Source organism: Achromobacter kerstersii (assembly GCF_902859595.1).
GTDB lineage: Bacteria > Pseudomonadota > Gammaproteobacteria > Burkholderiales > Burkholderiaceae_B > Achromobacter > Achromobacter kerstersii.
Genome location: NZ_CADIJQ010000001.1, coordinates 1300879 through 1324459, shown reverse-complemented (window position 1 = coordinate 1324459; position 23581 = coordinate 1300879). Strand labels below are relative to the sequence as shown.

Annotated in this window: 24 protein-coding genes; 6 read left to right on the top strand and 18 right to left on the bottom strand. The window is 66.7% G+C overall.

Features of this window, described 5'->3' with window-relative positions; genetic code table 11:
* Positions 1-4 precede the first annotated feature (4 nt).
* The 3 genes from HV765_RS05810 to HV765_RS05800 all read right to left on the bottom strand — a co-directional run bounded on the left by HV765_RS05810 (position 5) and on the right by HV765_RS05800 (position 3753).
* Positions 5-1474 (bottom strand): Y-family DNA polymerase, encoded by a 1470-nt coding sequence (locus HV765_RS05810; protein WP_054421611.1) that lies wholly within the window; start codon positions 1472-1474, stop codon positions 5-7.
* Positions 1404-2108 (bottom strand): translesion DNA synthesis-associated protein ImuA, encoded by a 705-nt coding sequence (gene imuA / locus HV765_RS05805; RefSeq protein WP_054421614.1) that lies wholly within the window; start codon positions 2106-2108, stop codon positions 1404-1406. Before imuA ends, HV765_RS05810 begins: the two co-directional genes overlap by 71 nt.
* A 166-nt stretch (positions 2109-2274) precedes the next feature.
* Positions 2275-3753 (bottom strand): amino acid permease, encoded by a 1479-nt coding sequence (locus tag HV765_RS05800; protein WP_054421616.1) that lies wholly within the window; start codon positions 3751-3753, stop codon positions 2275-2277.
* Positions 3754-3885: 132 nt separating this feature from the next.
* Between HV765_RS05800 and ypfH the strand changes: the two genes are divergently transcribed.
* Complete coding sequence (ypfH, locus tag HV765_RS05795) at positions 3886-4590, top strand: esterase (RefSeq protein WP_054421618.1); 705 nt, start codon at positions 3886-3888, stop codon at positions 4588-4590.
* Positions 4590-5387 carry an IclR family transcriptional regulator gene (locus HV765_RS05790; protein ID WP_175169078.1) on the top strand — a complete coding sequence of 266 codons (798 nt, stop codon included), beginning with the start codon at positions 4590-4592 and terminating at the stop codon, positions 5385-5387. Before ypfH ends, HV765_RS05790 begins: the two co-directional genes overlap by 1 nt.
* A 128-nt stretch (positions 5388-5515) precedes the next feature.
* Here the strand turns inward: HV765_RS05790 and HV765_RS05785 are convergent, their stop codons facing one another.
* From HV765_RS05785 to queE, 11 genes are all read right to left on the bottom strand, one after another.
* Positions 5516-6310, bottom strand: a complete 795-nt coding sequence (locus HV765_RS05785; RefSeq protein WP_175169077.1) for an SDR family NAD(P)-dependent oxidoreductase — start codon at positions 6308-6310, stop codon at positions 5516-5518.
* A gap of 1 nt (position 6311) precedes the next feature.
* Positions 6312-7289, bottom strand: coding sequence for a Bug family tripartite tricarboxylate transporter substrate binding protein (locus HV765_RS05780; RefSeq protein ID WP_175169076.1), 978 nt, complete (start codon positions 7287-7289; stop codon positions 6312-6314).
* A 63-nt stretch (positions 7290-7352) separates the two neighbouring features.
* Positions 7353-9083: a thiamine pyrophosphate-binding protein gene (locus HV765_RS05775; protein ID WP_054421630.1), complete on the bottom strand. Its 1731-nt coding sequence runs from the start codon at positions 9081-9083 to the stop codon at positions 7353-7355.
* A 13-nt stretch (positions 9084-9096) separates the two neighbouring features.
* Complete coding sequence (locus HV765_RS05770) at positions 9097-9930, bottom strand: hypothetical protein (protein ID WP_175169075.1); 834 nt, start codon at positions 9928-9930, stop codon at positions 9097-9099.
* A 163-nt stretch (positions 9931-10093) separates the two neighbouring features.
* Positions 10094-11515, bottom strand: a complete 1422-nt coding sequence (locus HV765_RS05765; protein WP_175169074.1) for an efflux transporter outer membrane subunit — start codon at positions 11513-11515, stop codon at positions 10094-10096.
* A gap of 75 nt (positions 11516-11590) precedes the next feature.
* Positions 11591-12568: an efflux RND transporter periplasmic adaptor subunit gene (locus tag HV765_RS05760; RefSeq protein WP_254600459.1), complete on the bottom strand. Its 978-nt coding sequence runs from the start codon at positions 12566-12568 to the stop codon at positions 11591-11593.
* 2 nt (positions 12569-12570) lie between these two features.
* Positions 12571-12783 (bottom strand): DUF1656 domain-containing protein, encoded by a 213-nt coding sequence (locus HV765_RS05755; RefSeq protein WP_054421638.1) that lies wholly within the window; start codon positions 12781-12783, stop codon positions 12571-12573.
* Positions 12780-14843 carry an FUSC family protein gene (locus HV765_RS05750; RefSeq protein WP_175169073.1) on the bottom strand — a complete coding sequence of 688 codons (2064 nt, stop codon included), beginning with the start codon at positions 14841-14843 and terminating at the stop codon, positions 12780-12782. The genes HV765_RS05755 and HV765_RS05750 overlap by 4 nt, the downstream gene beginning before the upstream one ends.
* Positions 14840-15316: a MarR family winged helix-turn-helix transcriptional regulator gene (locus tag HV765_RS05745; RefSeq protein WP_054421643.1), complete on the bottom strand. Its 477-nt coding sequence runs from the start codon at positions 15314-15316 to the stop codon at positions 14840-14842. The genes HV765_RS05750 and HV765_RS05745 overlap by 4 nt, the downstream gene beginning before the upstream one ends.
* A 235-nt stretch (positions 15317-15551) precedes the next feature.
* Positions 15552-15995: a 6-carboxytetrahydropterin synthase QueD gene (gene queD, locus HV765_RS05740; protein ID WP_054421646.1), complete on the bottom strand. Its 444-nt coding sequence runs from the start codon at positions 15993-15995 to the stop codon at positions 15552-15554.
* Between the two features lie 28 nt (positions 15996-16023).
* Entirely contained in the window at positions 16024-16656 is a 633-nt protein-coding gene (gene queE, locus HV765_RS05735; protein WP_175169072.1) for a 7-carboxy-7-deazaguanine synthase, read from the bottom strand.
* A 101-nt stretch (positions 16657-16757) separates the two neighbouring features.
* On the opposite strand from queE, the gene arfB reads away from it, so the two are divergent.
* The 3 genes from arfB (at position 16758) to HV765_RS05720 (ending at position 18736) form a co-directional block, all read left to right on the top strand.
* Positions 16758-17174: an alternative ribosome rescue aminoacyl-tRNA hydrolase ArfB gene (gene arfB, locus HV765_RS05730; RefSeq protein ID WP_054421652.1), complete on the top strand. Its 417-nt coding sequence runs from the start codon at positions 16758-16760 to the stop codon at positions 17172-17174.
* A 100-nt stretch (positions 17175-17274) separates the two neighbouring features.
* Positions 17275-17622: an ArsR/SmtB family transcription factor gene (locus tag HV765_RS05725; protein ID WP_054421655.1), complete on the top strand. Its 348-nt coding sequence runs from the start codon at positions 17275-17277 to the stop codon at positions 17620-17622.
* A 61-nt stretch (positions 17623-17683) separates the two neighbouring features.
* Positions 17684-18736, top strand: coding sequence for an alkene reductase (locus tag HV765_RS05720; protein WP_175169071.1), 1053 nt, complete (start codon positions 17684-17686; stop codon positions 18734-18736).
* A gap of 130 nt (positions 18737-18866) precedes the next feature.
* On the opposite strand, the gene HV765_RS05715 is transcribed toward HV765_RS05720, so the two are convergent.
* Positions 18867-19715 carry a CPBP family intramembrane glutamic endopeptidase gene (locus HV765_RS05715; protein WP_175169070.1) on the bottom strand — a complete coding sequence of 283 codons (849 nt, stop codon included), beginning with the start codon at positions 19713-19715 and terminating at the stop codon, positions 18867-18869.
* 143 nt (positions 19716-19858) lie between these two features.
* Here HV765_RS05715 and HV765_RS05710 point away from each other — a divergent pair, with 143 nt between their 5' ends.
* Positions 19859-20233 carry an MAPEG family protein gene (locus HV765_RS05710; RefSeq protein WP_175169069.1) on the top strand — a complete coding sequence of 125 codons (375 nt, stop codon included), beginning with the start codon at positions 19859-19861 and terminating at the stop codon, positions 20231-20233.
* Positions 20234-20304: 71 nt separating this feature from the next.
* Here HV765_RS05710 and HV765_RS05705 read toward each other — a convergent pair whose 3' ends face one another.
* The 3 genes from HV765_RS05705 to HV765_RS05695 all read right to left on the bottom strand — a co-directional run bounded on the left by HV765_RS05705 (position 20305) and on the right by HV765_RS05695 (position 23575).
* Complete coding sequence (locus HV765_RS05705) at positions 20305-20739, bottom strand: flagellar hook assembly protein FlgD (RefSeq protein ID WP_054421665.1); 435 nt, start codon at positions 20737-20739, stop codon at positions 20305-20307.
* Positions 20740-20818: 79 nt separating this feature from the next.
* Positions 20819-21592: an NRDE family protein gene (locus tag HV765_RS05700; protein WP_175169068.1), complete on the bottom strand. Its 774-nt coding sequence runs from the start codon at positions 21590-21592 to the stop codon at positions 20819-20821.
* A gap of 3 nt (positions 21593-21595) precedes the next feature.
* Positions 21596-23575, bottom strand: coding sequence for an FUSC family protein (locus HV765_RS05695; RefSeq protein ID WP_254600458.1), 1980 nt, complete (start codon positions 23573-23575; stop codon positions 21596-21598).
* Between the last annotated feature and the right edge of the window lie 6 nt (positions 23576-23581).

The window sequence follows — 23581 nt, the reverse complement described above, 5'->3', positions numbered from 1 at the left end:
GGCCTCAGGCGTACAGCCCGTGCAGGAACCAGCGCGCGTGCTCCGCGTCGCGTTCGCGGTAGATCCAGTAGCGCGCGGCGGCGGCGTCTTCAGCGACGAAATAGTCGCGCACGGTCAAGGCCGGGTCCCACCAGCCGCTTTCGATGCGTTCGGGGCCGCGCATCAGGCGCAGCGCCTGGCCGCCGTATTGCGGGCGATGGCCCGACAGCTTCAAGGGCAGCGGCGTTTCCAGCAGCCAGAACGGGCGGTCAAGCAAGGGGGGCAGGGGCTCGGGCGGGCGGGGCGCGGCCAGCGCGTCGCCCCAGGAATTCGCGGCTTCGGGGCGGTGGTCGGGGGTGGGTTGCGCGTGGCGGACCTGATCGCGGCCCAGCCGGGCCACCAGCAAGTCCAGCAGCCGGGCATGGTCGGCTGCCGTGCCGCCGGGCTCGGGAAACAGGGTGGTGCTGGCGGCCGGCTGCTCAACCGTGTCGGGCGCCAGCAGCGATACCGCGATGACGGGCGCTTCCAGAGTGAAGTGGTTCAGCTTTTCGCGCAGCAGGTGCAGCAGTTGCGGGGCCTGCCATACCGGTTGCGCCAGCGCCAGTTCCAGCTCGGTGGGCGGGCGGGCGTGGCGGCCGCGTTCGTGTTCCATGCTGAGCACCACGCGGCGCACGGCCAGTTGGCGCGCGGTCAGCCAGCCGCCCAGTTGTTCGGCCAGCCGGCGCGCCACCGCCAGCACGGCGTCGGTGTGCTCGACATAGTCCATGAGTTCGATGCGCCGCGAGAACTGGTTGGGCGGTTCGATCCAGCGATAGAGCTCGGGTTTTTGGCCGTAGGCGGCGTCCAGCGCTTGCAGCAGTTCGGGCGTGCTGCGCCGTTGCAGGCCGGCGCGCGGCAAGGCGCGCAAGTCGGCCAGCGTGTGGCAGCCGATGTCGTCCAGCCAGTCGCGGCGGGCCAGCGCCTGCGGCAGCAGCGCCAGCGGCAGGGCGTCGAGCCGGCGCGTCAGCGTGGGTAGCGTCAAGGTGCGGCGGGGCATGCGGCGGCCCGGGCGGTGCGCCAGCAGCCAGGCGCCCGTGGCGGTGGGCGCCATGCCCAGCGACACGCGCAAATCCAGCGCGCGCAAGGTGGCGCGGATGCGCTGGCTGAGCGCGCGCGGTCCGCCAAAGAACATCAGGCTGGCGCCGACATTCAGGAGCACGGTGTCGTCGTCGCCCAGGGCGATTTCGGGGGTGTATTGCAGCAGGGCCAGCGCCGCGCCGTGGAGCGCGTCGGCTTCGGTTTGCGGCTGGCGCGGCAGCAAGTCGACCTGGGGGGCGATGGCGGCTGCGCCGGCGCGGCGCATGCCCGCCTTGACGCCGGCCTGGCGGGCGGCGGGGGTAAGGGCGGCAACGCGTTCCTGGTCCAGAACGGCGAATGCCAGACCCTCATGCGGCCAGTGCGGGCGTAGTGCGTCCAGCGGCAGGCAGCGCAGGTAGGCGGCGATCCAGAGGCGCATGGCGGGGGGAAGAAGGCGTAAGCGCGCCGGGTTCCAGGCCCACGTATAGCGGCGTGTCGCAGACAGGCCCCCGGCGCTTCAGAATATGGACAGACAAGCCGCCCGGCGCGGGCGCAAGCGCCAGCCGCAATGGGGCGGGGGTGGCGTTCTGCGCGGCGTTGGCCGGGCGGACGGCAATAAAGAGCAGGTCGCTAGCCTGCGCCGCAAGATGCAGGCGGCGTAAGGATTCGGGGCGCACATGCGGCAGCCAGCAGATCAGCGCGCCGCAACTGCCATTTTTCAGAATCTGTTCGGCGGCCCACAAGGTATCGACGGGCTTTTTCGGCGCGACCCACAGCAACTGCCGGGGGTCCAGCCGCCAGCTCATCCAGCTGGCGATGTGGGGGGCATGCGGGGGCTGCACCAGGGCGATGGGACGGCGCGTTTCCAGTTGGGCCAGCGCGGGGCGCAGCAGGCGGATTTCACCGATACCGGGGTGCGGGGTCAGCAATTCAACCAGCGCGCCCAGCGGCCAGCCCCCGTCCGGCAGCTCGGCGGAAAGCGGAGCGTGCCCGGTGGGCAGGGTGCGGGCGGCGCCTTTAGCCAACTGGGTGGCGCGCCACAACGCGGGGTGGATGCGTTCGGGGGACTGCATGGCGGGTGGGGCCGGGTATCGGGCTTGAGGCTTATAGGGTGAGTTTACACTGTATAAATATACAGTATTTCGACCCCGCCGGCATCCGCCATGCCTGCGTCACGTTGGACAGCGTCACATTCGACCGCGTCACATTCGGCCGCGATTCGACCGCCTCACATTCGATTTACGCGCCGCCGTAAAACCGCATGTCCTGGTACTTGACCCAGCGCGACCGCCTCACCACGCGATGCCCGATCCACAACGCCAGGAACAGCGGAATGGCCAGATAGGTCGACACCACGCCGATCCAGTCGATCCGGTCTTGCAAGAAGGCCTGATAGTTCTGGCCCAAGGTCACGATCAGGCACAGCACAAACGCCAGCACCGGGCCAAACGGGAACAGGCCGGCCTTGTAGGGCAGGTCATCCGGGTTGAAGCCATGCTTCACATAGCCCTGGCGGAACCGGTAGTGGCTGATCGCAATGCTCAGCCAGACGATGAATTCCGTCATGCCCGCAAAATTCAGCAACCAGATGTAGACCGCCTTCGGGCTGTACACCACGCTGAACAGGCACAGGCAGGCCAGCGCGGTGGTCGCCAGCAGCGCGTACAGCGGCACGCCATTGGCGGTCAGGCGTTTGAAGATGGCCGGCGCCTGGCCTTCGGCCGCCATGTTGAACAGCATCCGCGTGGCGGCGTACATGCCTGAATTGCCGGCCGACAGCACGGAGGTCAGGATCACGGCGTTCATGACGGTGGCGGCTGACAGCAGCCCCGCGTGCTGGAACACCAGCGTGAAGGGGCTGACGGCAATGTCTTCCACTTCGTTGCGCAGCAATTGCGGGTCGGTATAGGGCAGCAGCAGGCCGATGATCAGAATGGCCAGCACGTAGAACAGCAGAATGCGCCAGAACACGTTGTTGATCGCGCGCGGCACGTTGCGGCGCGGGTTCTCGGATTCGCCCGCGGCGACGCCCACCAGTTCGGTGCCTTGGAAGGAATAGGCCACCACCATCGCCACGCCCACCCACGTTGCCGCGTTGCCCACGAACGGCGCGTCGCCCACCTTCCAGTTGGCCAGGCCCACTTCATTGCCGCTATGGATGATGCCCACCAGCATGCCCAGCCCGACCGCAATGAAGCACAGCACGGCCACCACCTTGATGATGGCGAACCAGTATTCGGCTTCGCCAAAGCTGCGCGCCGAAAATGCGTTCAGCCCGAAGGTCAGTGCCAGAAAGGCCACGCTCCATATCCATCCTGGCGTGTCCGGCAGCCAGTACGCCATGACCAGTTGGGCGGCCACCACATCCACGGCAACCACCGTGGCCCAGCTGATCCAGAAGTTCCAGCCCAGCGCAAACCCAAAGCCTGGGTCGACATAGCGCGACGCGTAGGTGCAAAAGGAACCGGACACGGGCATGAAGGTGGCCAGCTCGCCCAGGCTGGTCATGATGAAGTAGACCATCAGGCCAATCACCAGATACACGAGCAGGGCGCCACCGGGGCCTGCCTGGGCAATTGCCGCGCCGGAGGCGACGAACAGGCCGGTGCCGATGGCCCCGCCCAGCGCTATCATCGTGAGGTGGCGCGCCTTGAGCACGCGGTGCAGCTGGTTCTGGCTCGCCGGCGTGGCGCCCGAGTCGGTGGTGGGTGTGTGCATTGCAGGGGTAAAAGAAGGCCGTTGCGGCGGCAGTCTGGCTTGCAGCTTGCCCGTCCGCATTAAGGCGCGCATTTTACAATGCGGTCATCAAGGCGTAGCCGGACGGCGCTACGCCAGCACGGAGCAGTTTTCATGGCATCTTCCCGCTCATTGGAATTCCTTCCCGAACCTGGCGTCGACGTACGCCAGTTGTTCATCCTGCTGCACGGTGTGGGCGGTTCGCCCGATAACCTTCGGCCATTGGCCGAGGCCGTGCGCGCAGCGTTTCCGGCGGCGGCCGTGCTGGCGCCCGAAGGTTTCGAGCCCTTTGATGGCGGCGGCTCGGGGCGGCAATGGTTCTCGGTGCGCGGCGTGACGGAAGACAATCGCGCCGAACGCGTGGCGCAAGCCATGCCGCCCCTGGAAGCCTATGTACGCGAGGCGCAGGCGCGCTTCAGCCTGTTGCAGTCCGACACCGCGCTGGCCGGCTTTTCGCAGGGCGCCATCATGGCGCTGGAATTGGTGCAGGCGCACGACGGCATGGCCGGGCGCGTCATCGCGTTTTCGGGCCGCTACGCGCAGCTGCCCAAGGCCGCGCCGCAATACACCACCTTGCATCTGTTGCACGGCGCCGATGATCCGGTAATGAGCGTGGCCCACATCCAGGCTGCTCAGGCCCGGCTGGAAGAGCTGCATGGCGATTCCACCATCGACATCGCCAGCCACGTCGGCCACGAACTGCACCCGGCGTTGATCCAGCGCGCCATCGTGCGCTTGCAGACCTGCGTGCCGTTGCGCGCCTGGGAAGCGGCGCTGGGGCTGAACCAGACGCCGCCGGACGGCACCACGGTGCATTGATGGCGGCCCAGGCCCCGTTGCCGCACGCTGCGGATTCGGTGGGCGGCGCGCAGAGCATTTTCCGCGTGTTGCGCATCCTGAAATATGTGGGCGCGGCGCCCGCGCGTGGGGTGGGGCTGACCGACGTCGTGCGCGACATTGGTCTGACGCCACCCACCGCGCACCGCATGTTGGCCGCGCTGCTGCAAGAAGGGTTTTTGTCGCTGAACCCCAAGCTAAAAACCTACAGCCTGGGGCGCGAGTCCTACATTCTTGGCCTGGCCGCGGAAGGGCGGCACGGCATCAAGGCCATCGCCGAATCCGCCGTGCTGCGCCTGGCGCAGTCCACCGGCGACACCAGTTTCCTGTCGGTTAGATCCGGCCATGAAGCCGTCTGTGTTGACCGCAAGACGGGCGACTTTCCCATCAAGATCCTGACGCTGGAAGTGGGGCATCGCCGGCCGCTGGGCGTGGGGGCGGGCAGCCTGGCGCTGCTGGCTTTTTTACCCAATGACGATATTGAACGGGTGCTGGCGCGTTACGACGCCACGGTGGCGCCTGATCTGCCGTCCTCCGACATGCTGCGCGACGACATCGCCGCCGCGCGCAAGAACGGCTATGCGCTCAACCCCGGCCGCATCATTCCCGACATGCTCGGCGTGGGCGTTCCGGTGCTGGACCGCGAGCAGCGCGTGGTGGCGGCGCTGAGTGTGGCGGCGATCCGTTCGCGTCTGTCGGGCGCCCGCTTGCAGGACGTGGTGGCCGCGTTGCAACGGGCGGCGGCAGAACTATCGGCCGATCTGGCGCCCCGGGTTTGATGCCGCTGCCTTGACGCCGCTGCCTTGACGCCGCTGCCTTGACGCCGCTGCCTTGACGCCGCTGCCTTGACGCTGGCGCCTTGAAGCCCATGCCATGGGGCTAGCGCCCGCAGGCTAGCGCCCGCAGGCTAGCGTCCGGCGCAGGCCTTGCCCCCGTCCACCGGCAGGCAGACGCCGGTGATGTACTTGGCTTCATCGCTGGCCAGGAACAGCGCCGCGTGCGCCACGTCCCACGCATCGCCCATCCGTCCCATGGGGCTGGCGGCGTTGCGCCGGCGGCGCATCTCATCCACGTCTTCAAACTGCCCGGCGATCTGCGTATAGATCAGCGGCGTATCGATCACGCCCGGCAGCACGGCGTTGACGCGGATGTTGTCGGGCGCATACCGCACGGCCAGCGAGCGGGTCAGGTGGTTCAGCCCCGCCTTGGCCGCGTAGTACGACGTGTACGGATACGTGTTCACCTGGATCGACGCCAGCGATGAGATGTTCACGATGCTGCCGCCGCCTTGCGCCAGCATTGCGGGCAGCACGTGCTTGCACGTCAGGAACACGCCGGTCAGGTTGGTGTCCAGCACGCGGTGCCAGCTTTCCTCGCTGGCCTCGATGGGGTCTCCCATTTCGGTGATGCCGACATTGTTGTGCAGCACGTCGATGCGTCCGGCCGTGGCCAGCACCGCCGAGACCGCCGCCAGAATCTGCGCGGAATCGGTCACGTCGGCTGTCAGCGCCACGCAGCGGCCGCCCTCGGCGTCGATGACGCGGCGGGTCTCTTCGGCGGCGTCTGCGCGCACGTCCACCGCGAACACCCACGCGCCTTCCCGCGCATACAGGGCGGCTGCCGCCTTGCCGTTGCCCCAGCCGGGGCCTGACGAGCCGGCGCCGAACACCAGCGCCACTTTATCCTTCAAGCGCTGGCCCATGTCATTCCGCCGAAATGTGCGCGAAGTCGGCCACCTTTTTCCACTTGGCCACATCGTCACGAATCATCGCGGCAAACGCGTCGGGTTTATCGGCGACGACATACGCGCCCACTCCGGCGTACTTGGCCTGCACATCGGGATCGGCCAAGGCCTTGCGCGATGCGTCGTTCAGCTTGGCAAGAATGTCTTTCGGCAGGCCGGCAGGCGCCAGCAGGCCGTTCCACATTTCAGCGTCGTAGTCGGGCAGGCCCACTTCGGCGAACGTGGGTACATCCGGCAATTGCGGCAGACGCGCCTTGGCCGCCACCACGATCGGGCGCACGCTGCCTGACTGGATGTGCGCCATCGATGAGGCCGCCGTGTCCCACAAGATAGGCACCTGGCCCGCGATGACATCGTTGAGCGCCGGGCCGGTGCCGCGGTACGGCACATGCATCATGTCCAGCCCGGACAGCGATTTGTAGTATTCCATCGCCATATGGGTGGCGCCGCCGTTGCCGGACGAGGCATACGAATACTTGCCTGGCGCGCCTTTGATCAGCGTCACGAACGACGCGTAATCCTTGGCGGGAAAGTTCTTGTTCACGACGATCACGCCAGGCACGCGGATGATCTGCGTGACGGGTGTGAAGTCCTTGATGGCGTCATAGGGCAGATTTTTGTACACGGCGGGGTTCGTGCCATTGGTGCTGGACGTGCCCAGCAGCAGCGTGTAGCCGTCCGGCGCGGCGGATGCGACCGCGCGTGAACCCACCGTGCCGCCCGCGCCGCCCCGGTTTTCAACCACGACGGTTTGGCCGATCTGCTTGCCCAGCGCTTCGGCAAAGATGCGCCCCACCACGTCCGACGTGCCGCCAGGCGGGAAGGGCACGATCAGCCGGATCGGCCGGTCGGGGTAGCTGCTTTGCGCCCCGGCCGCGCCAGTGAGCGTCATGGCCAGCGTTGCGGCTGCCAGCGTCATCCAGGATTTTGCTTTCATGATGGGTTGTCTCCTCGCTTCGATATTGTGGTGTGCGTTGCCGCTTTGTTGTTATGTCCCGGGTCAGGCGATGCGGTCGCCCGGCTTGATCTTGGCCGCCCGGCTGTCCACGCCCGGCAGCATGTGCGCGGGGTCGCGCGTGACCACCACGTCCAGAATGGTCGGCCGGTCTTTGCAGGCGAAGGCCTGGGCCAGCGCGGCGGGGATGTCGGCCGGGTCTTCCACGCGGATGCCCTGGCAGCCCAGCGCGCGCGCCACGTTGGCGTAGTTGGTTTCCACGAGGTCGGACGATTGGTAGCTGCCGCTGCCGTACATCAGATGTTGCAGCGCCTTGATGTAGCCCGACGCGGCGTTGTTGACGACCACCAGCGTAAACGCCAGCCCCATGCGCACGGCCGTTTCCAGCTCGCCCAACGACATATTGCAGCCGCCGTCGCCCGTCAGGCTGACGACTTGCCGCCCCGGTGCGGCGGCCGCGGCGCCGATGGCGCCCGGGATGCCATAGCCGATTGACGCAAATCCGCGGTCCGGCACAAAGCCGCGTCCCGCGCGCTTGGTGTCGAACAGCAGGCCGCCCCAGTGCGCGGCGAAGCCGCCGTCGGCCACCAGAATGCCGTCTTCCGGCAGCGCGGCGTTGATCTCATGCATCAGGCGCGCCATACCAATGGGGCTGTCGGCCGACGTCAGCTTGCCGTTCACGGATTCGCGCCACGTGTGCATGGCCTGGCCCACTTCATCCACGTAGTCCTGGCGGCCTTGCGCGGACGCGGGTTGCGCGGCCAGCCGTTCGCCCAGTTCTTCCAGCGTGGCTCGCACGTCGCCCCACAAGCGCAAGGCGGGCGTGGTGGTGCGGTCGAACTCTTCGGCCACGATGTCCAAATGAATGATGGGCGTGCCGGCCGACAGCAGGTCGTAGCGGCGCGTGGCCACTTCGCCCAGCTTGCAGCCCACGACAAACAGGCAATCGGCCTTGGCGATCAGGTCGTTGGCGATGCGGCTGTAGCGGCCGAACAGGCCGGCGTTCAGCGGATCGTTGCAGGCGACTGCGCCTTTGCCGCTCATCGTGTGCGCCACGGGGATGTTGAATTGCCGGGCGAAGGCTTGCACGGTGTTGGCCGCGTCGCTGATGTGTACGCCGCCGCCGCACAGCATCAGCGGGCGGGCGGCGCCAGCCAGCATGCTGGCGGCCTGCGCCAGATCGTCGGCGGCAGGGCGGCAGCGCAGGGCGGGGGCGCGGCGGTAGTTGGCGCTGGAAAAAAAGGCGTCGGCATCAAAGGCGTGAACCTCGTGCGCAATGTCTTCCGGCACATCCAGCACCACCGGACCCGGCCGGCCGCTGGTGGCCACCGCGAACGCGCGGCGCACCAGTTCCGGGATGCGCTCGATTTTTTCCACGCGCAGCACGTCTTTCACCACCGGCCGCAGCACCTCGAGCTGGCGCGCTTCCTGCGTCATGTTCTTCCACGAATGCATCCGGTGCGAATCGCCCACCAGCGCCACCATCGCCGTGCCGGCGTTATAGGCTTCGGCCAGCCCGGTGACCAGATTGGTCGCGCCCGGGCCCAGGGTCGCGTCGCAGACACCGGGGCGGCCGCTGACCTTGGTGTAGGCATCGGCGGCGAACACGGCGCAGCGCTCGTCGTTGATCAGGTTGTGGTTCAGCTTCAGGCGCCGCACGGCGTCGTAGAACGGCAGCAGCTGAAAGCCGCCCATGCCGAACATCAAGCCCACGTCGTGCGCGGCGAACATGCGTGCAATGGCTTCGCCGCCCGTGATTTCCAGTTTTTCCGACATGCGGGTAATGCTCCTAGTAAGTGCTGCGCCCGTTCAGCAGGGCGTCGATGAAAGTTTTCAGCGGCGTGCCAACGCGGCAGCCCCATTCGCGGGCGCGTGCGTTCGCGCAGGAAATCACGCCATCCTGGTAGCACGAGCGGGCATCGCCGATGCGCGCGCTGTAGGCCGACACGGTCAGCGCTGCGATGCCGCGCTGTTGCAGCAGCGGCAGCCGGCCGATGCCGGCGCTGTCTTTGCCGATACCGGCGTCGTTGAAGGTCACAAGACGCGGTGCGGCTTTCACGCCGTCGGTGTGCAGGCCCGCCAGCCGCTCGCCATGCGAGGCCGTGACCACGATGCGTCCATCGTCGCCGGCATCCACCAGCGATACGGAGTCGGCGCCGACGACCAGCGGCGTGCCATCGGCAGCGGCTTTGAAAATGGAGCGGGATTCTTGCTGCGTGGCGGGCCGGGCCTGGCCGGCGGGCGCTTCACCCAGCGCCAGGGCGGCGTCGGCGACGGCCATGCCTGTGCGGCAGCCCAGCGCTTGCGCCAGGGCATTGGCGTGGCTGATGACCCCGTGGCGGGCCATGTCGGCGCCGTCGCCGATGCGGCAACTGCGGTAGTCGGCCGTGGCGGCGGGTACTCCCCATTGCTGTAAATCTGCCAAGCCCGCAATGCCGGCCTGTTCCCAGCCCACCCCGGCGTCATTCAGGATGACGGCGAGTACGTTGCCGCGTGCCGCGCAATAGGCCGCGTAGCTGCCGCCGTGCGACCCCGCGATCACAACGCGGCCCGCATCGTCGGGCGTCAGTTTGGTGATGCTGTCGAGGACGCGCGCACCCGCCGCCCCTGATAGGTATTCCATATTATGGATTTGTCTCATTGCCTGAACCGCTCTGGCGCAATGTGCTGCGCGACGCGGTTCATTGATAGTTATAAAAATCAGCGATGAGACAATTCTACGGGCGGCCATTTCCCGCGGGCAATGTCATATCCATATTATGGAAACGACATTGCCGGCCTGCGGCTTACTTTTCCCAGCCGCCACCCAGCGCCAGGAAGACGGCGATCTGGTCGCTGCTGAGTTCCGCCTGCGAGGCGGCCAGCGCGCTTTCGTTGGTGGCCAGGGTGCGTTCGGCGTCCAGCACGGTCAGGTAGTCGGTCTTGCCGTACTGGAACAATTGGCGCGCTTGCGAAGCGGCTTCGGCGCTTTGGTCGCGGGCGGCGCGCAACGACGCATTGCGGTCCAGCTGGCGGGCGTAGACGACCAGCGCGCTTTCCGTTTCGCGCAAGGCGTTCAGCACCGTGGCGTCAAAACGCGCCACGGCGGCCTTGGTGTTGGCTTCGGCTTCCGCGATGCGGGCCTGCACCGCGCCCGTGTTCGGCAGCGTCCACGATATCAGCGGGCCCACGCTCCAGCCGAAGGTGCCGCGGTCGCCAAACATCGAAGCGGGGCCGCCCGATGCGCCGGATAAGCCCAGCGTGATCTTCGGATAGAGGTCCGCTGTGGCCACGCCGATGCGTGCCGTGCTGGCCGCCAGCGTGCGTTCGGCCTGACGGATGTCGGGACGGCGGCGCAGCAGCGACGCGCCATCGCCCACGGGGATGGTGTCGGTCAGGCGCGGCGCGGCGGCGCATTGCAGCAGCGATGCGGGAATTTCGTTGGGCGTCTGGCCCGTCAGTGCGGCCAGGCGATACAAGGCGGTGCGTTGCTGCGCCTGGAAGGGCGGCAGGTTGGCTTGCAGTTGTTCAAGCTGGCTACGGGCGCGGGTGACGTCCAAGGTGGTGCCACGGCCTGCGCGTTGCAGGCGGCTGACGGCGTCCAGCGATTCCTTTTGCACCTGCACCGAGTGCTGCGCCGACGCCAACTGCATGCCGGCCGCGCACATGTTGGCGTAGGCGCGCGCGGTCTCGGCGGCGACCGTCACACGCGTGGCGTCGTAGGCGGCTTGCGCGGCCTGCGCGTCGCCGCTGGCGGCTTCGATGGCGCGGCGAATTTGCCCGAACAGGTCCAGCTGGTACGACACGCTGGCGCCCGCCGAGTACGACCAGCGGCTGGGGGGATCAATGCCCGGTTGCAGCTCTTGCAAGCCCGACACATGGCCGAACGTGGGCGACGCGTTCACGCCGATGGTCGGCTGCTGCTGCGCCTGCGATTCCTGCACCGCAGCCTGCGCACGTTCCAGGTTGGCGCTGGCCACACGCAAGTCCGTATTCGCCGACAACGCTTTTTCAACCAGGCCGTCCAGCACCGGGTCGTTATACAAACGCCACCAGTGGCCCGACACCGCCTGCTGCTGGAACACGCCCGCCTGCGCTTCCAGGAACGCACCCTGGGCCGCCTGTCGCTGGACGAACGACCCGGCCGGCACCTGGTAATCAGGGCCCACGGTGGTGCATCCGGCCAGCGCAAGGGCCAGCATCAGCGGCAGAAGGTGTTTGGTGTTCATGGCAGGTACGGCTTGGCGTTGATAAGAGGGTTGAAAAAGGGATCGTCAGAAATCAGGTTGCGGAAAAACAGGCGATCAGGCCGGCGGAGGCGTGTCGGGCGCCGCGCGTTGCGAGGGGCTCTGGGTTGCGGCCGGAGTTCTGCCAGGAGAGGTGTCCTGCTGGGCCGCCTGCACAGGCTTCGGGTCGACCGACACGGTCGCCGTCTGGCCCGCCACCAGGCGCACGCCCTCTGGCACGTCGTCGATCTTTACGCGCACCGGAATGCGCTGCGCCAGGCGCACCCAGTTGAACGTCGGGTTCACGTTAGGCAGCAGGTTGGCGCCCGTGCTGCGGTCGCGGTCGGCGATGCCCATGGCGATGCTTTCCACGTGGCCGCGGATGTGGCGCGAGTCGCCCATCAAGGTCACGGTGACGGAGTCGCCTTCATGAATGCCGGGCAGCTTGGTTTCTTCGAAATAGCCTTCGACATAGAACGACCCGGCGTCTACCAGCGCCATCACGCCGTGTCCTGCGGTGGCGTACGAGCCCGCGCGCAAGTCCAGGTTGGTGATGCGGCCATCGCTTGCGGCCAGCACGCGGCTGCGTTCCAGGTTCAGGCGGGCGGTGTTCAACTGCACTTCGGCCTGAGCCAGCGCGGCTTCGGTCTGCTGCACCTTGGTCTGGCTTTGTTCAACGGCTTCGGCGGCCACCAACTGGCCCAGCGAACGGTTGCGCTTGGCGTCGCGCAGCGCCTGGTCGTGCGCCACTTGCTGCGAACGCACGGAGGCTTGCGCCTGATCGAACGCCAGCTGGAAGCGGGCGCGGTCGATTTCAAACAGCAGGTCGCCGGCTTTGACGTCTTGGTTGTCGTGTACGGGCACGGCGGTCACCAGGCCGGACACGTCGGGCGCCACCTGGACCACGTAGGCTTTGACGCGGCCGTCGCGCGTCCAGGGTTCAACTTCGTAGTGCACCCAGAGCTGCCAGCCGGCGTAAGCGGCGGCGGCGACGACAACCGCCGTCACCGCGAACTTGCCGATAGCAGCAGGGCGAAGAGCATTGGGGAGTTTCATACCTATCTCTGGAGAAAATAAGGGGAAATCAGGGAGACGCCATACAGCAGCACCACGAACAGCGCCAGATCAAACAGCGCGGGGTGCCACACCAGGCGGTACAGGCCGGCGCGCGCGAGCACGCGGCGCAGCGCCCAGGCCACGCCAAGCGTGACCACGCCCAGCACCAACAGCCAAGGGAAGTAAATACCGTAGAGATTGAATTCGCCGATCATGATGCGTGGCCCTCCATGGCGGGATGGGCGGGTTGGTAGTCGGGCGCGTCGGGGAAGAAGGCGCGGCGGATGCCCACCAGGGCCACCACGGCGCGGTCTCGCGCGGCCAGGCCTTGCGGGGTGGCGGCAACGCTGGACAAGGCGCGGTCGATCTGCGCCAGGAACTCCGGCGTTTTTTCGCCGATGCGCCACGATGACCGTGCGCGGAAAAACTGCGCCAGGCTATTGAGCACCGGCTGTATCGTGGGCTCGGCCATCGGCAGATGGCGGCGCGCGCGTTGCAGCTCGGTGATGTCGCGGCCCACGCGCAGGTCTTTCAGCGCGTCGGCGGCAACCAGATCATCGGGGCGCTGGGCCAGCGCCAGGCGCGGCTGCAACAGGCCGATGCGGTCCAGCATCCGCGCGGTGTAGGTGTGGCGCGAGGGCGCGCGCGGCGAGCTGGCCAAGGTCGCCAGTTCCTTCCAGTTGGCGGCCTGGATGCGGCGGGCGCTCCAGTCGGCGCTGACCGTGCGGAAGATGGCGGCGATGATGGCGGCCGTAGCCACGCCCATGCACTGCGCCACTTGCGTGTCGATGAACGAGACGACGTCGGCAGTGTTGGTGTCTTGCAGCGCCATCGTGCCCAGAAAGCCGAACAGCATCGCCATGGCCTTGCCGGCGCTGGCGGGGCGGGCGATGAAAATACCCAGCACGAAGGCGGTCGGCAGCATCGCCAGCGCCAGCATTTCAAACGAATGGATGGCGGGCATGATGCCCAGCAGATACAGCGCCGACAGCGGAATCGAATACACCGTGTAGGTCAGGAACTGCATGATGCCCGGCACGGGATTGTCTTGCGACGCGAAGAAGCAGCTGAAGATGGCGGCCATCAGCGCGGCAGTCGCGCCGTTGCTCCAGGCCGTGCCGATCCAGAACGCGCAGCACACTGAAATGGCCACACCCGCGGCCAGGGCCGACAACAGCGCCATGCCGTGGTCGCGGTGCAGCGCGGCGTTCGGGTCGCGGTTGGTACGCTGCGTGCGCATGGGCGCCCGCAGCGGCGCGCCTTCCAGCCCGGCGCGAATCTCGCGGCGCAGCGCCAGGCATTCGTCATAGGTGTCGATCAACTCGCGCAGCCGCGTCATCAGGCTGGCCAAGAGCGCGTCGCGCCACGTGGAATGGCTGTCGATGGCGGGTGTCAGGCGGGTGACGGCCGCGCGCAACTGCACGGCGGTTTCGTGCGAGGCCTGGGCGCCGGCATTGATCCATTCCGAGATGTCGTTCAACAGCGTAGACACGGGTTCCGGCAGCGGCTGATCGTTCGCTTGCAAAGCGCGCAGCCGGTCTTCCACGGCCGAGACGGCGGGCGTCAACGCCGAAATCTGGTCCTGCATGGCGCGCACCGCGCCGGACGTCCAGCGCAGGTTGCTGGTGTCAAACGGCACGTGGGTGGACAAGAGACGCAGCTGCGTGATGTCGTTGGCCAGCACGCGGCGGTCGCGGTCGCGCTGTTCGGCGTTCTGCCCGCTAAGGGTGTCGTGCATCCAGTTGCGCGCATCGCGCACGGCCTTGTCCAGTTGCAGCGTCAACGCAGGCGCCAGGCCACGCGGCAGCACAATGCTGTGGACGAGCGTGGCGCAGACGATGCCCAGGCTGATCTCTTCCACGCGGGCCAGCGCCGTGTCGAACACCAGGGAAGGGTCCGTGACGCTGGGAAAGCCGATCATCGCGGCGGTGTAGCCGGCCAGCATGAACAGGTAAGAACGCGGCGTGCGGTCCAGCACCGACATGTACAGGCAGGCGCCTACCCACAACACCATGGCGCCCGTCATGATGACGGGCGAATTCGACAGCCGCGGCACCATGTACACGGTGGCGGCTGAACCGAAGAAGGTGCCGACGAGCCGGTACAGCGCTTTGGAGCGCACGGCGCCCGACCAGGGCTGGGCCACGACATAGGCGGTAGTCATCGCCCAGAACGGACGCGGCAAACCCATGCTGTAGGCCAGATAAAGCGCCATGATGGCGCTTAGGTAGCTCTTCAGCGAAAAGATGGTTTCGCGGACGTTCGGCAATTTCACGATTGATTGTCCTGTTGATGGCCGCCTGCGGTGCCGCGCCCCAGGGACACTTTCAGCGCATCGAAGACGCGCAGGCACGCTTCCAGGTCGGCTTCGCTGACGCCGCTGAACAGGCGGCGGCGCAGTTCCACCAGCACGTCTTCGACCTGCGCGCGCAGCGCATGGCCGGCTTGCGTCAGGTGCAACGTCTTGGCGCGGCGGTCGTGCGCGTCTTCGCGGCGTTCCATCAGGCCGGCGGCCACCAGCTGATCCAGCACACGAACCAGGGACGGGCCTTCGACGCCCAGCGCCTCGGCCAGCGCGCCTTGGCGCACGCCGTCGCCCAGGCGGCCAGCCAGGATGACGGGCCAGGCCGTCGCTTGCGACAGGCCGTAGTCGACCAGCGCTTTATCAGCGGCGCCACGATAGGCGCGGGACAGCACCATCAGATTTGCGGTGGTGGCCATGAGTTGGGAGTCGGAAGGCGTGTTCATGGAGATAGATTGTATCCTATCTATTAGCTTACTAATAATTGAAAATGGCGAATATCCCCATTGATTTTTTCAATTGGCTAGATAGAAGCGGGTCTTTCCATAGGTGGAAAAACGGGACCGGTGCGGCCCTGCCGGGCGGCGCTGACGGCCAGCGCACCAGGGGGAATGCGCGCAACAGATGGGGCCAGAACCCCCTGGCCAGAAACCGGCCACGTCATCGCGCGCAATCCTTCAACTACCCGTTGCAATCCGCCCAGCAGTTGGGCGTTTCATACAGACGCACGCGCGACAGGCGCAAGTCGGCGCCGTAGTGGCCGTGATAGTGCGGGGCCAGCGTGTCGAACACGATCTTGGCCAGGTTTTCGGCCGTGGGAATGCGGTCCAGCACCACGGTCTTGTGGCCGGGCAGGGTGTCCAAAAAGCCGCGCACGGCGGCGTCGCCTTCAAACACCAGGAACGCGTGATCCCAGACGTCCACGATGTGGGTCTTGGCGATGTGCTTGATTTCGGAGAAGTCCATCAACATGCCGTTGTCGGATTCGCCCGGGGCTTGCACGATGTCACCCGTCAGGGTGATTTCCAGCACATAGCGGTGGCCATGCAGGTTGCGGCACTGGCTGCGGTGATCGGGAATGCGGTGGCCGGCGTCGAATTCCAGCCTGCGGGTCACGGAAATCATTGCGTGCTCCGCCGCGCGTTCGGGTAAATCATGGAATGCCTATGTATTTGTGAGTCTGCAAACTGAGCCGCCATTGCGGGTGCTGCATACAGTATTGAACGGCTTGCTCGGTGTTCTTCACGCGCGTTGGGCCGTCCATGGGTTGCAGGAAAAAGTGCTCGAAATCCAGATGCGTAAAGGCTTCGGGCAGGGCATTGAGCTGCGGGTAGACCAGCTTCAGCTCGTTGCCGCGTTCAATGACAAGCGGCGCGGTGCCTTTGGGGCTGACGCAGATCCAGTCGATGCCCTCGGGCGGCTTGACGGTGCCATTGGTTTCAATGGCCACGGTGAAGCCGCGCGCATGGACGGCGGCCAGCAGCGCGTCGTCCAGTTGCAGCAGCGGTTCGCCGCCCGTGAAGACCACGTAGCGGTCTTCCGTGCCTGGGCCCCAGGATGCCGCGATGGCGTCGGCCAGCAGCTCGGCGGTGGTGAATTTGCCACCACCTTCACCGTCAGTGCCGATGAAGTCGGTGTCACAGAACGTGCAGGCGGCGCTGGCGCGGTCGCTTTCGCGGCCGGTCCAGAGGTTACAGCCCGCAAACCGGCAAAACACCGCCGCGCGGCCCGCATGGGCGCCTTCGCCTTGCAGGGTCTTGAATATTTCTTTGGCGGAGTAGGTCATAGGGGGGAGTAATGGCGTGGTGCAGAGCCGGACGCCGTAATTTCACACAAAAGCGGATTAAAGCAAAAGCGGATTATTTTACTTGGTATAGACTCGCGCCCATGTTTCATGTTCAAGATTCCCTGTATATCGACGAGCGCGACCTGACGTTCTCCATGATCCGCGCCCAGGGCGCGGGCGGGCAAAACGTCAACAAGGTGTCCAGCGCCGTGCACCTGCGCTTTGACGTGCGCGCCTCCAGCCTGCCGCCCGAGGTCCAGGACGCGCTGTGCGCCGTCAGCGACCACCGCATCTCTAAAGAGGGCGTCATCGTCATCAAGTCGCAGTCGTTTCGCAGCCAGGAAAAAAACCGGGCCGAAGCCATTGAGCGCCTGATCGGCATGGTGCGGGCGGCGATTCAGGTCGACAAACCGCGCCGCGCCACCAAACCGACCCGTTCTTCCCAGCGCCGCCGGGTGCAGCGCAAGGTCCAGCACGGCGAGGTAAAACGGCTGCGTGGCCGGGTGCAGGGGGACTGATCTCTCCCGTGTTGCAAAGCAAAAACCCCAATTCGCACAGGGGCATGACTATATATCGAGCATTCACGATATATGATTCGATAAATTGCGATATACCAATATGACCGCATCCTCTTCACCGACCGATCAGACCGGCAACCTGCCGGGCATTGACGCCGACGCCATCCTCAAGGCGCTGGCCAATCCCGTGCGGCGCGACATTCTCGCGTGGCTGAAGACACCGCAGGCGTACTTCGAAGAGCGCCCCGGCCACACCTTTGAACATGGGGTGTGCGCGGGCCACATCGATGACCGCTGCGGCTTGTCACAGTCCACCGTGTCATCGCACCTGGCCGTCTTGCAGCGTGCAAGCCTGATCACGTCGACGAAGGTGGGGCAGTGGGTATTTTTCCGTCGCAATGAACCCGTGATTGCCGCGTTTTTGCGGCAATTGAATCAGGATATGTAGTCAGCCGCAGGCCCCTGGCCGCGGCCCCAGCGCCCCGTGATCCGGGACGGAAGGATTTTGCATGAGCTCCCTGTTTGACCCCCTGCGCGTCGGCGACCTTACGCTGCGCAACCGCATCATCATGGCCCCGCTGACCCGTCAGCGTGCAAGCGAAGGCCGCGTGCCCAACGACTTGATGCTTGAGTACTACACCCAGCGCGCCGACGCCGGCCTGATTCTGACCGAAGCCACCTCCGTGACCCCGCAGGGCGTGGGCTATGCCGATACCCCGGGCCTGTGGTCGACCGAGCAAGTGAAGGGCTGGCGCAAGATCACCGCTGCCGTGCACGACAAGGGCGGTTTGATTGCTGCGCAGCTCTGGCACGTGGGCCGCATTTCCGACCCGATCTTCCTGAATGGCGAACTGCCCGTTGCGCCCAGCGCGATTGCGGCCGGCGGCCACGTCAGCCATGTGCGCCCCAAGCGCGCCTACGTCACCCCGCGTGCGCTGGAAACGGCCGAAGTGGCGGGCGTGCTCGAAGCCTATCGCCATGGCGCGAAGATGGCGCAGGAAGCCGGTTTTGACGGCGTTGAAGTGCATGCCGCCAACGGCTACCTGCTGGACCAGTTCCTGCAAGACAGCACCAACCATCGCACCGACCAGTACGGCGGTTCGCTGGAAAACCGCGCCCGTCTGCTGCTGGAAGTGGTGGATGCGTGCGTGGAAATCTGGGGCGCGGGCCGTGTGGGCGTGCATCTGTCGCCGCGCGCCGATGCGCACACGATGGGTGATTCGGATCTGGCCGGCACGTTTACCTACGTGGCTACCGAACTGGGCAAGCGCGGCATCGCATTCATCTGCGCCCGCGAACACGAAGGCGAAGATAGCCTGGGTCCGAAGCTGAAGGCCGCGTTTGGCGGCGTGTACATCGCCAACGAAGGGTTCACGCGCGAATCCGCCGAAGCCGCCATCGACGCAGGCCGTGCCGATGCCGTGGCGTTTGGCGTGCAATACATCGCCAACCCGGACCTGGTGCGCCGCTTTGAATTGAACGCGCCGCTGAACACGCCAGATTCGTCCACGTTCTACGCGCAAGGCGCCGTGGGTTACACGGACTATCCGGCGCTGCCCTGAAGCGCCAACAAGGGCCAACGCCGGCCGCTTCGGGGGACGTCGGGCCTCCTCGGGCCGCTTCGGGGTACGTCGGGCCTCCTCGGGTCGTTTCGCGGCACTTGGGGCCGCGTTAGCCCGTCCTGGTTCGGCCCTAGAACACCGCGCGCATCGGGTACGTAAACAAGCCGAAGTGCGCGGTGTTCAAGCCCAGGTGCGCCAGCACGGCGGCGGCAAGTCCGCCGTATCGATACGCCACGCCGTAGGCCATGCCCGCGCAACTGGCCAGCAGCATCCACTGCCAGCCGCCCGCGTAATGCGCCAGTCCGAATAGCACGGCGGCAATCGCCAGCGCCGCCCAGCCGCCCCAGGCATGGCGGCGCCAGCACATCGACAACTGCTGCTGCACATAGCCGCGAAACAGCGCCTCTTCGGCCAGCGTGACCAGCAATGCGTTGTTGACGAGCCAGATCCAGGCAGGTTCAGGCCACTTGGGCGCCCAGCCCACCACGTTCAACGCCAACCCCAATCCCAAACACACCAGCACCGCGCCCGCGCAGGCCAGCACGGCGGCGGCGAGGGTTGCGCGCCCTGATGCGCCTGCCATCGGCGGGGCCAGCGCCAGCACCACCCAGAACGCGACCAGCGGTTTGTCCAGGTTCAGGTACATGCCGAACGGCACCGCGTCCGGGCTTAGCGGCGCGGGGGCGATGACCTGCGGGTTGTGGAACCCCGGCAGCCCATGCAGGAACAGCGCCGCAGCCAGCAGCAGAAACAACACATGCCCGGCCGCGCGGGCCGCGTCAGGTGCCGCCGGCCGGACGCACACGGCCGCCAGCAGCAACAGCGCTGGCGCCATCAGCGCCACCGGGTCGATCACGCCATCCGCCAACGCCCACCCCCACGCCACCGCCAACGGCGCCAGCGCCCAGCGGCGCGTGGCGGGCGGCCAGAGCAGGGCGGCGGAAAGAAACAGCGCAGACCAGGGGCTAAGCAAGGGCATGGAAGGCAAGCATGCGAAGGCAAAGCGCAGAGTTTACGTGCAGGCTTTTCATTTCGCCGCTTTCAGGCGACCATGCCGCAGCGGCGGCGCAGGCCCGCCATGTATCCGGCGGACCCGATTGTTCGCCAGCACCGGGAGTCAAAATGAAAATGATCGCGTGGTTGATGTTGGCGGCGGCGATTCTGCCGTTCGTGTCGGCGCTGCTTGCCAAGGCGGGCGGCAACAAGTACGACAACAACGATCCGCGGGCGTGGCTGGCCCGTCAGCAAGGCTGGCGTGCGCGGGCCAACGCGGCGCAGGTCAACACCTTCGAGGCGCTGCCGTTCTTCTACGCCGCCGTGTTGTTCGCGTTGTACAACCAGGCGCCGCCCGCGCATGTTGCCACCTTGATGGCGTGCTGGCTGGGTGTGCGGCTGGGCTACATCGCCATGTACCTGGCGGGCTGGGGCGCGCTGCGCTCGCTGGTCTGGGCGGTCAGCGTGGGTTTCGTGATCGCCATCCTGTTTTCGGGCGTCTGACGCACCAGCGCTTTTGCTACGCGGCGGGGGCGGTGCCCCTCGCCGGCGTGCGTGCTCTTATTTCCACTCGCTTATTTCCACTCAAACGTCGCGCGGGCGGTGCCGGTGTTCTGTACCGTCACCGCCCGTTCCTGCGTCTTGCCTTCATAGGTGGCTGAAATCTTGTAAGCGCCTGCCGGCAGCTTGACCAGCATGTACGGGCCTTCGGACGTGGCCTTCAAGACTTCCTTGCCCTGCGCGTCATGAATGGCGACGCCGACGCTGGCCACATAGTCCGCTTTGCCGTCGCGTTGCGCGGCGAAGGTGAGCGCCAGCGGATAGTCCTTGGCGGCCGCCTTCATGGCTTCCGATTCGTCAATGCCGATGCCGCCGCTTACGTACTGCACCGTGCCCTGATGTTTGACGGGCGGCAACGCCGCTTGCGCGGTCGACAAGACGCCAGCCAGTGCGATGCTGCCCACCGCCATCATGGCGGCCAAGGTGCAGCGTTCAATGCGTTTGTTCATAAGGGTCTCCTGATAAGGACCTGAGTATTTCGACTGGCATGCCGCCCGGGAGTTCGCGCTTGCCCAGCATATCGCCGCGTTATGCGGCCTGCCAATCAAAGGTCAGCCGGCTTTCCCCGCTGACCATGCCGTCAGGCGCAAAGCGCCTTTCATCCAGCTGTCCGGCGCCGCCTTCATGGAGCGCCAAGACGCTGGAGCTGCGAGTGCCATAGTCGGGGCTGACGATAAACGGGCTGCTCAATAGTTTTTCGCGATCTCGCGGCAGACCCGTGGCGGGCATGTCTTCATCGTCTGCGGCTTGGCGGTCGGCCAATGCGTCGAACAGCGCAGGCAGATCGGGCTGGGGCGACTGCGCCAATACGGCCGTGAACGCCGCCTTGGTGCGGGCCAGCTTGGGCCACGGGGTGTCCAGCAAGTGGTTGGACAGCGCATAGATACCGGGTTCAAGCGCGCGCGGGCCACCATTGCGATTACTCAAATACCAGGCTTCGCGCGTGTCGCCCACGATCAGGTTGAAGCCGTTGTACGCCTGATCAACAGCGTGCGTGCTCGCCAGGTAATCGGCAGGCGAGGCCGTGCCGCGCAAAAAATCTTCCACCAGCGCGCCACGCGACGGCGCCGGGTTCAGGTGTTTGCCGGACTCGCGGAAATTGGTCACCAGCGCAAAACGCCCCGACGTGGTCACGCCCATCCAGGTGCCGCCCGCCAAGCCGTCGCGGCCCGCGTAGATGGCCGGCGCGTCATCCCATTGCGCGGCGGGGCGCGTGGGACGCGCGTGAAATTCATCGCGGTTGGCGGCGATCAAGACGGGGATGCCCGGCAAGGCATGCAGGGCCAATACGGCAAGACACATGGTTCAGACCTGGTGGACGGGGTGTTTGGGGGCGCCAGCGCCGGGGGCGGCTGCAAAATCCGGCCCGGCCAGCACGGCGCGCAAGGCTTCGATTTCGGCGGCCACATCGGCCAGCGCGGGCGAGGGGGCGGTGACGGCAGTGACGGGCGTGGCCACGCCTTGGTCGACGGCGACGCTCATGGCGTGCAAGGCGTCGGCCAATTGCGCAACTTCGGCGGCGCTGGGCGGCGTCTGGCCTTCCGGCCATGACCACGCGGTGTCCGAGATGGCGTTGGCCACGCGTTCCAGCGCCACCTCGACCGGCCACCACGCCAGCGCGCGGCGGCTGACCAGACGCGGTTCAGACAGCCCGCGCTGCAAGGCGATGCGCAGGTCAGACAGCCGCGCATAGGCGCGGGCGCGCAGGTCATGGCGGTTGGCCGGATCGGCCTGGAATACGGTGTTCAGATAGGCCGCCAAGGTGTCCATCGACGCGGACACGGCGTGGTCCAGGTTGCTGCGTTCGATGCGTATCCAGGGCAGGTAGCCCACCACAAGCACAATGCCGGCCGCCACGCCCACATCCACCAGCCGGGCCAATGCAATGGTCCAGGTGCCGGGTTGCAGGGCGCCAATCAACAGCATCAGGATGGGCACCAGAATGGCCGAGAACAAACCGTAGTTGCGGCGAATGGACCAGGGCAGCAACGCGGCCAGCGCCGCCACCGTCAGCAGGCTGGCCACACCGCTCTGGTCCACGGCCAGCACGGTCGCGCTGATGGCCACGCCCACCACGCTGCCGCCGCAGCTTTGCAGCGCGCGCGCAAAGACCGACCCAAAGTTCGGTTTGAAGATGACCACGACAATCAGCGGCACCCAGTACGACCGGGGCAGCGATGCGGCCATCGCCACGGCTTCCGCCGCGATCAGGCACAGCGCCAGCCGGATCAGGTAGCGCACCGTTGTGGGCCCGGGCCGATACGTGCGCGCCAGCACCCGCCAGGGCGTGCGCGGCCGCACGGGCGCAAGCCCCGCCAGCGGGTCCGGGTTGACGGGCTTTGCGCCATCCAGCAACGGCAACGCCTGCGCCAGGGCGTCGGCCAGTTGCGGCATATTGGCCAGGCGCAAGGCGGCGATATCGTCGCCTGGGTCGGGTTCAGCGTCGTTCTCCACGCGATCCGCCAGGCGGTTCATGACGCGCGCACATTCAGGCGGCAGCACGCGGCCCGCGCGCGCCAGCGCCAGCGCGGCATTGGTCAGTGGCGTGCAGGCCTGCAACTGCGCCGCCAGCCGCGCCAGCCGGGGCGATGGCCCCATCGCCCGGCCACGCGCTGCCAGCACGGTGTCGTAAGCGGTGGTCATGGCCGCTTCCATATCGCGGCGCGCCACCATCGTGCGCGACGTGCCAATGGCGGCAAACATGGCGGCCAGCTTGCGGTACGCCAGCGCCACGGCGGCGCGTTCGGGCGCGATGGGGTTCACCACCCACCCCGACAAGGTCAGCGCCAAGCCGAACAAGCCGCCTGCGCCCACCAGCACCGACGGCATCCAGGGCGGCAGGGTCGAGGTCAGGCTCGCGCCCACAATGACGTACACCGCGAATTGCAGCGTGGCCACCGCGGCGATGTTGTTGAACGTGCCGATCAGGCTGGCGATGAGCACCAGCAGCGTCATCGCGGCGCTGGTCCACAAGCCATGTCCAGCCACCAGGTTGCCCAGCAGGTAGCCCAAGGCGCCGCCAAATACGGTGGAGCCGATGGACAGCGCCCGGTTGCGGTAGGGGCCGCCGTTGTCGCCGGTGATGGCGGGCAGCGCGCCCAGCGCAACCAGGGCGGCGGCCGCGCTTTGGTCCAGCGCCAGGCCCACCGCCGATGGCAAGCCGATCGCCAGCGCCGCACGCAGCGCCACCCATCGGCTGACGGGCGAAGGCTCCATATGCGCCAGGCTCATCAGCCAGCGCATGTTCGAGCTGCGCGCGCCGCGGGTCAGGAATGAGCGGGACACGGCGGC

What these genes read in the sequence shown, in the direction of transcription:
- HV765_RS05710 (WP_175169069.1), top strand. Translation starts at nt 19,859, where the DNA reads ATGAAAATGATCGCGTGGTTGATGTTGGCGGCGGCGATTCTGCCGTTC.
- HV765_RS05785 (WP_175169077.1), bottom strand. Translation starts at nt 6,310, where the DNA reads ATGGGCCAGCGCTTGAAGGATAAAGTGGCGCTGGTGTTCGGCGCCGGC.
- HV765_RS05780 (WP_175169076.1), bottom strand. Translation starts at nt 7,289, where the DNA reads ATGAAAGCAAAATCCTGGATGACGCTGGCAGCCGCAACGCTGGCCATG.
- HV765_RS05760 (WP_254600459.1), bottom strand. Translation starts at nt 12,568, where the DNA reads ATGAAACTCCCCAATGCTCTTCGCCCTGCTGCTATCGGCAAGTTCGCG.
- HV765_RS05810 (WP_054421611.1), bottom strand. Translation starts at nt 1,474, where the DNA reads ATGCGCCTCTGGATCGCCGCCTACCTGCGCTGCCTGCCGCTGGACGCA.
- HV765_RS05765 (WP_175169074.1), bottom strand. Translation starts at nt 11,515, where the DNA reads ATGAACACCAAACACCTTCTGCCGCTGATGCTGGCCCTTGCGCTGGCC.
- HV765_RS05705 (WP_054421665.1), bottom strand. Translation starts at nt 20,739, where the DNA reads ATGAACAAACGCATTGAACGCTGCACCTTGGCCGCCATGATGGCGGTG.
- queD (WP_054421646.1), bottom strand. Translation starts at nt 15,995, where the DNA reads ATGATTTCCGTGACCCGCAGGCTGGAATTCGACGCCGGCCACCGCATT.
- HV765_RS05725 (WP_054421655.1), top strand. Translation starts at nt 17,275, where the DNA reads ATGACCGCATCCTCTTCACCGACCGATCAGACCGGCAACCTGCCGGGC.
- imuA (WP_054421614.1), bottom strand. Translation starts at nt 2,108, where the DNA reads ATGCAGTCCCCCGAACGCATCCACCCCGCGTTGTGGCGCGCCACCCAG.
- HV765_RS05700 (WP_175169068.1), bottom strand. Translation starts at nt 21,592, where the DNA reads ATGTGTCTTGCCGTATTGGCCCTGCATGCCTTGCCGGGCATCCCCGTC.
- HV765_RS05775 (WP_054421630.1), bottom strand. Translation starts at nt 9,083, where the DNA reads ATGTCGGAAAAACTGGAAATCACGGGCGGCGAAGCCATTGCACGCATG.
- HV765_RS05755 (WP_054421638.1), bottom strand. Translation starts at nt 12,783, where the DNA reads ATGATCGGCGAATTCAATCTCTACGGTATTTACTTCCCTTGGCTGTTG.
- HV765_RS05745 (WP_054421643.1), bottom strand. Translation starts at nt 15,316, where the DNA reads ATGAACACGCCTTCCGACTCCCAACTCATGGCCACCACCGCAAATCTG.
- HV765_RS05720 (WP_175169071.1), top strand. Translation starts at nt 17,684, where the DNA reads ATGAGCTCCCTGTTTGACCCCCTGCGCGTCGGCGACCTTACGCTGCGC.
- queE (WP_175169072.1), bottom strand. Translation starts at nt 16,656, where the DNA reads ATGACCTACTCCGCCAAAGAAATATTCAAGACCCTGCAAGGCGAAGGC.
- HV765_RS05790 (WP_175169078.1), top strand. Translation starts at nt 4,590, where the DNA reads ATGGCGGCCCAGGCCCCGTTGCCGCACGCTGCGGATTCGGTGGGCGGC.
- arfB (WP_054421652.1), top strand. Translation starts at nt 16,758, where the DNA reads ATGTTTCATGTTCAAGATTCCCTGTATATCGACGAGCGCGACCTGACG.
- HV765_RS05715 (WP_175169070.1), bottom strand. Translation starts at nt 19,715, where the DNA reads ATGCCCTTGCTTAGCCCCTGGTCTGCGCTGTTTCTTTCCGCCGCCCTG.
- HV765_RS05800 (WP_054421616.1), bottom strand. Translation starts at nt 3,753, where the DNA reads ATGCACACACCCACCACCGACTCGGGCGCCACGCCGGCGAGCCAGAAC.
- HV765_RS05770 (WP_175169075.1), bottom strand. Translation starts at nt 9,930, where the DNA reads ATGGAATACCTATCAGGGGCGGCGGGTGCGCGCGTCCTCGACAGCATC.
- ypfH (WP_054421618.1), top strand. Translation starts at nt 3,886, where the DNA reads ATGGCATCTTCCCGCTCATTGGAATTCCTTCCCGAACCTGGCGTCGAC.